The organism is Stenotrophomonas sp. YJH_SMC_131, assembly GCF_059367975.1.
Map to the genome: position 1 here is coordinate 795,765 of NZ_JCAFRJ010000002.1, position 7,735 is coordinate 803,499.

The 7,735-nt window shown below is 68.2% G+C and carries 6 protein-coding genes; 2 read left to right on the forward strand and 4 right to left on the reverse strand.

Features of this window, described 5'->3' with window-relative positions; genetic code table 11:
* Window positions 1–116: 116 nt before the first annotated feature.
* The 4 genes from hutU to hutI are packed head-to-tail and all read right to left on the reverse strand — an operon-like array spanning window position 117 to window position 5,393.
* The gene (gene hutU / locus AC5P56_RS07435; protein WP_169411395.1) at window positions 117–1,784 is read right to left on the reverse strand and encodes a urocanate hydratase; all 1,668 of its coding nucleotides are present in this window, start codon (window positions 1,782–1,784) and stop codon (window positions 117–119) included.
* Window positions 1,781–2,635, reverse strand: a complete 855-nt coding sequence (gene hutG / locus AC5P56_RS07440; protein WP_495231519.1) for an N-formylglutamate deformylase — start codon at window positions 2,633–2,635, stop codon at window positions 1,781–1,783. Before hutG ends, hutU begins: the two co-directional genes overlap by 4 nt.
* Window positions 2,632–4,173 carry a histidine ammonia-lyase gene (hutH, locus tag AC5P56_RS07445; protein ID WP_126411120.1) on the reverse strand — a complete coding sequence of 514 codons (1,542 nt, stop codon included), beginning with the start codon at window positions 4,171–4,173 and terminating at the stop codon, window positions 2,632–2,634. Before hutH ends, hutG begins: the two co-directional genes overlap by 4 nt.
* Window positions 4,170–5,393 (reverse strand): imidazolonepropionase, encoded by a 1,224-nt coding sequence (gene hutI / locus AC5P56_RS07450; protein WP_142234942.1) that lies wholly within the window; start codon window positions 5,391–5,393, stop codon window positions 4,170–4,172. The genes hutH and hutI overlap by 4 nt, the downstream gene beginning before the upstream one ends.
* Before the next feature lie 67 nt (window positions 5,394–5,460).
* Here hutI and AC5P56_RS07455 point away from each other — a divergent pair, with 67 nt between their 5' ends.
* Both AC5P56_RS07455 and hutC read left to right on the forward strand, forming a co-directional pair.
* On the forward strand, window positions 5,461–6,831 hold the full coding sequence (locus tag AC5P56_RS07455; protein ID WP_495231520.1) for a formimidoylglutamate deiminase: 1,371 nt from the start codon (window positions 5,461–5,463) through the stop codon (window positions 6,829–6,831).
* A 28-nt stretch (window positions 6,832–6,859) separates the two neighbouring features.
* A complete protein-coding gene (gene hutC / locus AC5P56_RS07460) occupies window positions 6,860–7,588 on the forward strand; it encodes a histidine utilization transcriptional repressor HutC (RefSeq protein WP_049422110.1) in 729 nt (242 codons plus the stop codon).
* The last annotated feature ends 147 nt before the right edge of the window (window positions 7,589–7,735 follow it).

Here is a 7,735-nt window from a genome sequence, read left to right on the forward strand (position 1 = left end):
TGGTCACGACCGACGAGCGGGTCAAGGCCGCCGATTCCCGCATCGGGGAGAGCCGGCCAGCGGCCGGCACTACCACACGTTTCGGTAGTGCCGGCCGCTGGCCGGTACCTCCGTGATCAGCCGAGGATTCCCGGCAGATCCAGTCCCTTTTCCTTCGCGCAGTCGATCGCGATGCCATACCCCGCATCGGCATGGCGCATCACGCCAGTGGCCGGGTCGTTCCACAGCACGCGGCCAATCCGCTTCGCCGCCGCTTCGGTGCCATCACAGACAATCACCATGCCGGCGTGCTGCGAGAAGCCCATGCCCACGCCGCCACCGTGGTGCAGCGACACCCAGGTCGCGCCGCTGGCGGTGTTGAGCAGGGCGTTCAGCAGCGGCCAGTCGGACACCGCATCGGAGCCGTCGGCCATCGCTTCGGTTTCGCGGTTCGGCGAGGCGACGCTGCCGCTGTCCAGATGGTCACGACCGATCACCACCGGTGCCTTCAGTTCGCCGTTGGCCACCATTTCATTGAAGGCCAGGCCGAGGCGATCACGATCACCCAGGCCGACCCAGCAGATGCGTGCCGGCAGGCCCTGGAACTTGATCTTCTCGGCGGCCATGTCCAGCCAGCGGTGCAGGTGCGGGTTGTCCGGAATCAGTTCCTTCACCTTTGCATCGGTCTTGGCGATGTCTTCCGGATCACCGCTCAGTGCGGCCCAGCGGAACGGGCCGATGCCGCGGCAGAACAGTGGACGGATATAGGCCGGCACGAAACCCGGGAAATCGAAGGCATTGGACACGCCTTCTTCCAGTGCCATCTGCCGCAGGTTGTTGCCGTAGTCCACGGTCGGCACGCCCAGCGCATGGAAGCCGAGCATGGCGCGGATGTGGTTGGCCATCGATGCACGCGCGGCCTTCTCCACTTCCTTGGGGGCGGAAGCGCGCTTCTCATCCCACTGTTCGACCGTCCAGCCCTGCGGCAGGTAGCCGTTCACCGGGTCGTGCGCGGAGGTCTGGTCGGTCAGCAGGTCCGGCTTCACGCCGCGCTTGAGCAGTTCGGCCAGCACATCGGCCACATTGCCGAGCAGGCCCACCGACTTCGGCGTGCCTGCCTTGCACGACTCGTCGATCAGGCGCAGCGCTTCGTCCAGATTATCGGTCCAGGTGTCGAGGTAGCCGGTGCGCAGGCGCATGTCGATGCTGCTCTTGCGGCACTCGACGGCCAGGCAGGAGGCGCCGGCCATCACGGCAGCCAGCGGCTGTGCACCACCCATGCCGCCGAGGCCACCGGTGAACAGCCACTTCCCGGTCAGGTCGCCGCCGAAATGCTGGCGCCCCATTTCCACGAAGGTCTCGTAGGTGCCCTGCACGATGCCCTGCGCACCGATGTAGATCCAGCTGCCGGCGGTCATCTGGCCGTACATGGCCAGGCCCTTCTTATCCAGCTCGTTGAAGTGGTCCCAGTTGGCCCAGCGCGGCACCAGGTTGGAATTGGCGATCAGCACGCGCGGCGCGTCGGCGTGGGTGCGGAACACGCCTACCGGCTTGCCCGACTGCACCAGCAGGGTCTGGTCGTCGTCCAGGCGCTTGAGCGTCTCGACGATGGCATCGAAGCTTTCCCAGTCGCGCGCGGCGCGGCCGATGCCGCCGTACACCACCAGTTCCTGCGGGCGCTCGGCCACGTCCGGGTGCAGGTTGTTCATCAGCATGCGCAGCGGTGCTTCGGTCAGCCAGCTCTTGGCATTGAGCGTGGTGCCGGTCGGCGCGGCGACGGTGCGGGATGGGTCGTTGCGGGTCATGCGGCGCTCCGGTTCGTAGCGAATTCAAGGCAGGCGTTGAGCACCTGCGCCAGGGTGTGGCGCAGTGGTGCGGCGAGGTCGGGGTCGAGCGGGGTGGGCCAGCTGTGTTCGTCCACCTGGTCCGGCAGGGGCTCGTGCATGTAGCCGCGGCAGGCAAGTTCCATCTGCAGGCTATGCACGCCGCCCGGGATGTTGCTGTAGTGGCGGGTGATCCAGCCGCCCTTGAAGCGGCCGTTGCGCACCTGGCTCATGCCACTGAGCGCCAGCAGGTTCTCCACCACATCGCTCAAGGCGTTGTCGCAGGAGGTGTCCGGTGCACCGGAGGGGCCGGCGGTACCCAGGTTGAACTGCGGCAGCTCGCCTTCGAACAGGTGCGGGATGTGTGAGCGGATCGAGTGCGCGTCGTACACCACCACGGTAGCGTGGCGTGCGCGCAGGCGCGTGATCTGCGCCGCCAGCGCATCGTGGTAAGGCAGGAAATACGTGTCGCGGCGACGGGCGATTTCCGCTTCGTCCGGTTCGCGCCCGGCGTGGTACAGCGGCTGGTTGTCGAAGGTGGTCAGCGGGCACAGGCCGGTGGTGTTCTGGCCTGGGTACAGCGAGACGCCGCTGGGATCGCGGTTGAGGTCGATCACCGAACGCGAAATCGCCGAGCGCACCGTGGTCGCGCCCATGCCACGCACGAAGTCGTACAGTTCGTGTACCCACCAGTCTGCGTCGCGGCGGGCCAGCCACGGTGAGTGGTAGTCGCCGATCAGGTCGTGCGGCAGCTCGCTGCCGGTATGCGGAAAGCTGACGATGAGGGGGGCGTCGCCTTCGTGCACCGTCAGCCATTCGGGTTGGGTATTCATGCCTGCGGTTCCACGGTTGGCAGCAGGTCGGTCAGGCCCTGCGCCAGCGCGCCACTGCGCACCAGATTCGTGGCGGTCACCATGTCCGGATGGAAATAGCGGTCTTCTTCCAGCGTCGGCACCTGCGCACGCAGGGTGGCGCGCACGGTTTCCAGCGCGGCGCTGGAGCGCAGCGGCGCGTGGAAGTCGCATCCCTGCGCAGCGGCCAGCAGCTCGATGCCGATCACGTTGGCGGCGTTCTCGGCCATCTGCATCAGCCGGCGTGCGCCATGCGCGGCCATCGACACATGGTCTTCCTGGTTGGCCGAGGTCGGGATCGAATCAACGCTGGCCGGGTAGGCGCGCTGCTTGTTTTCCGAGACCAGTGCAGCGGCGGTCACCTGCGGAATCATGAAGCCGGAATTCAGGCCCGGGCGCGGGGTCAGGAACGCCGGCAGGCCGGACAGGGCCGGGTCCACCAGCATCGCCAGGCGGCGCTCGCTGATCGAGCCAATCTCGCACACCGCCATCGCCAGCATGTCGGCGGCAAAGGCCACCGGCTCGGCGTGGAAGTTGCCACCGGACAGCGCTTCGCCGGTATCGGTGAACACCAGCGGATTGTCAGAGACGCCGTTGGCTTCGATTTCCAGCGTGGTCGCGGCCTGGCGCAGGATGTCCAGCGCCGCGCCCATCACCTGCGGCTGGCAGCGCAGGCAGTAGGGATCCTGCACGCGCACGTCGTTGTCACGGTGTGATTCGCGGATGTCCGAGCCCTGCATCAGCGTGCGCAGGGTGGCGGCGGTGGCGATCTGCCCGCGCTGGCCGCGGATGGCGTGGATGCGGGGGTCGAAGGGCGTGTCGGAACCCTTGGCCGCTTCCACCGACAGCGCGCCGGTCACCAGTGCGGCCTGGAACACGGTCTCGATCTCGAACAGGCCCGCCAGCGCATAGGCGGTGGAGAACTGGGTGCCGTTGAGCAGCGCCAGGCCTTCCTTCGCGCCCAGCTCGATCGGTTGCAGGCCGGCACGTGCCAGTGCATCGACCGCCGGCAGGCGCTCGTCGCCAAGGAAGGCTTCGCCTACGCCCAGCATCACGCTGGCCAGGTGCGAGAGCGGCGCCAGGTCACCCGAGGCACCCACCGAGCCCTGTGCGGGCACCACCGGCAGCACGCCCTTGACCAGCATCGCTTCCAGCAGCAGCAGGGTCTCCTCGCGAATGCCTGACGCACCCTGCGCCAGGCTGACCAGCTTAAGCGCCATCATCAGGCGCACCACGCTGGCAGGCATCGGCTCGCCCACGCCAGCGGCATGCGAGAGCACGATGTTCCGCTGCAGGGTGGCCAGATCTTCGCGCTCGATGCGCACGCTGGCCAGCTTGCCGAAGCCGGTGTTGATGCCATACACCGGCGCGCCCTTGGCGACGATGGCGGCCACCGCCGCCGCACTGGCGCGCACCACCGGCAGCGCGGCCGGGTCCAGTGCGAGCGGCGCACCGCGATAGACCTGCCGCCACTGGGCGAGAGTGACATGGCCGGGGCGAAGAACCAGGGTGTTGCTCATGTGTTGCTCCAGGAGGCAGGCAGGTCGGGCTGTCCGCGCACCACGCGCGCGTGCAGCGGGTTGAATCCAATGCGATAGACCAGGTCGGCGGGGGCATCGATGTCCCAGATCGCCAGGTCGCAGTCCATGCCCACCGCCAGGCGGCCGATGCGCTCGCCATGGCCCAGTGCGCGCGCCGCTTCACGGGTGAAGCCGGCGATGCACTCGTCCACGGTCAGGCGGAACAGGGTGGCGCCCATGTTCATCGCCAGCAGTGGGCTGGTCAGCGGCGAAGTGCCCGGGTTGCTGTCGGTGGCCAGCGCCAGCGGTACGCCGGCCGCACGCAGCGCGGCGATCGGCGGCAGGGTGGTATCGCGGGTGAAATAGAAGGCACCGGGCAGCAGCACGGCGACGGTACCGGCAGCGGCCATCGCGGCGATGCCGGCATCGTCCAGATGTTCGATATGGTCGGCCGACAGTGCCCCGAAGCGGGCCGCCAGTTCGGCGCCATGCTGGTTGCTCAGCTGCTCGGCGTGGATCTTCACCGACAGCCCGTTGGCGCGCGCCGCTTCAAAGACCTGGCGCGCCTGCGCCGGCGAGAAGGCGATGTTCTCGCAGAACACATCCACCGCTTCGGCCAGGCCTTCGGCGGCGATGGCCGGAATCATCACGTTGCACACCTCGTCGGTGTATTCCTGTGCTTCGCGGCCTGGCGGAACCGCGTGTGCGCCGAGGAAGGTGGTCACCACGTTGACCCGGCATTCCTCGCCCAGCGCACGCGCCACCTGCAGCTGCTTGCGCTCGTCGGGCAGGGTCAGGCCGTAGCCGGACTTGATCTCGAGGGTGGTCACGCCCTCGGCGCGCATCGCCAGCAGGCGTGGCCGGCTTTCGCGGGCCAGCTGTTCCGGCGTGGCGGCACGGGTGGCGCGCACGGTGGAAACGATGCCGCCGCCGGCACGGGCGATCTCGGCATAGCTGACGCCCTGCAGGCGCTGCTCGAACTCGTTGGCGCGGTTGCCGGCGTAGACCAGGTGGGTATGGCAGTCGATCAGGCCGGGCGAAATCCAGCGGCCTTCGCCGTCGATGCGGGTGGTCGGCTGCAGGTGGGCATCGCTGCCGGCCGCGCCGACATGGACGATGCGGCCGTCGGCGCAGGCCAGGACGCCATCGCGGATGACACCCAGCCCTTCGCCATCAAGGGTGATCAGGTGGACGTTGGACCAGAGGGTATCGACGTGCATGGCATCCACAACGCGGCTGTGCTTATATGTCTATACAATATAGGCGTCCATTTCGGGTTGTCCAGCCATGTCCGATTCGCGTTCCCCGCACAGTTTCCATGCCGCCCACGCCCTGCTGGCCGAGGGTTGGGTCCGCGATGTCCGCCTGCAGGTGCAGGACGGTCGCATCGCGGCCATCAGCACGGGGCAGGGCGCGCAGTCGGGCGACACCCGCGTCGGCATCCTGGTGCCGGGCCTGCCCAACCTGCACAGCCATGCTTTCCAGCGCGGCATGGCCGGGCTGACCGAGATCGGCGGCGGCGACGGTGACAGCTTCTGGAGCTGGCGCGAGCTGATGTACCGTTTCCTGGCCCACCTGCGCCCAGACGCGGTGCAGACCATTGCCGCCCAGGCCTACATGGAAATGCTGGAAAGCGGCTTCACCCGCGTCGGCGAATTCCATTACCTGCACCACGATGCCGACGGCCGGCCGTATACCAACCGCGCCGAGATGAGTGCGCGGATCGCCGCCGCCGCCGACCAGACCGGCATTGGCTTGACCCTGCTGCCGGTGTTCTATGCACATGCCGATTTCGGCGGGGCGGCGCCGAATCCAGCGCAGCGGCGCCTGATCCACGACGTGGACGGCTTCGCGCAGCTGCTGGAGGCCGCCAAGCCGGCCTTGGCCGCGCTGCCCGACGCGGTGCTCGGCATCGCACCGCACAGCCTGCGTGCGGTCACCGGCGAGGAACTGAGTGCGTTGCTGCCGCTGACCGACGGCCCGGTGCACATCCATATCGCCGAGCAGGTGCGCGAAGTGGAGGCCTGCCTGGCCTGGAGCGGCCAGCGCCCGGTGCAGTGGCTGTACAACCATGCGCCGGTGGATGCGCGCTGGTGCCTGGTGCATGCCACCCATATCACTGATGACGAGCGCGCGGCCATCGTCGCCAGCCAGGCCGTGGCCGGCCTGTGCCCGATCACCGAGGCCAACCTGGGCGACGGCCTGTTCCCGATGCAGGCGTTCGCGCGCGAGGGCGGGCGCTTCGGCGTCGGTTCCGATTCCAATGTGCTGATCGACGCGGCCGAAGAACTGCGCCTGCTCGAGTACGGCCAGCGGCTTACCCTGCGCGGGCGCAACGTGCTGGCGCCGGATGCCACCCGCAGCAGCGGTCGTTTCCTGTTTGAAGGTGCACTGCACGGTGGCGCACAGGCGCTGGGCGTGGCCGCCGGCCTGCAGGTCGGCGCCAGTGCCGACCTGGTTGAACTGGACGCCGCACACCCGGCGCTGCAGGCGCGACAGGATGACGCATGGCTTGACAGCTGGGTGTTCGCCGCACGTAATGGCGCGCTGCGATCGGTCTGGCGCCATGGCCGCCAGTGCGTGGCCGAGGGCCGCCACCTGCAGCGCGAGGCGATCACCAGCGCCTTCGCTGCCGCCCTGCGCGGCGTGCTGGGCTGATCGCCTCCCGCCACCGAGACCCCATTACGTGAAGGCCAGCAAGTCCGCCACGCTCAACCAGCGTATCCGCAGCGATCTGGAAAGCCGCATCCTCAGTGGAGAGTGGGCGCCGGGCTTCCGGATTCCGTACGAGCACGAGTTGATGGAGCAGTACGGATGCTCGCGGATGACAGTGAACAAGGTGCTGACCGCACTGGCCGAGAGCGGCATGATCGAGCGCCGCCGTCGTGCCGGTTCCTTCGTAGCGCGGCAGCCGCCGCACCTGGAGCAGGTGGCGCTGGAGATTCCCGATATCGCGATGGAAGTCGGCTCGCGGGGACATCAGTACGCCTATCGACTGCTGCAGCGCGACCTGCGCCTGGCCGATGCCGGCAATGCCGGCGAAGTGGAGCTGGCCGGCAGCGAAATGCTGCTGGCGATGCGCTGCCTGCACTTGGCCGATGGTCGCCCGCTGGCACTGGAGCACCGCCTGATCAGCCCGGTGGGCGTGCCCGAGGTGTTGGAGGTCGACTTCAGCACCACCGCCCCGGGCAGCTGGCTGCTGCAGAACGTGTCCTGGACCCGTGCCCAGCATCGCATCAGTGCCTGGGGGGCAGATACCGCCACCGCCAAGCTGCTGGACGTGAAGCCCGGTACCGCCTGCCTGGTGATCGAACGCCTGACCTGGCGTGGCGAACAGCCGATCACCCGCGTGCGCCAGGTGTTCCTGGGGGATGCCTGGGACCTGGTGGCGCGCTTCGCGCCGGGCGCGCGATAGGGATTCCATCCACGCATGGCGTGGATCTTATCTCTTGCCGATCTGGCACCTTGGGTGCCGAGAGCCCGGCGTGGGCGACCGTGTGGATCCAGGTCTTGCGACCGAGAAGTAGCTTGGGTCCCCACGCCGGATTCTCCCTGAACCGCC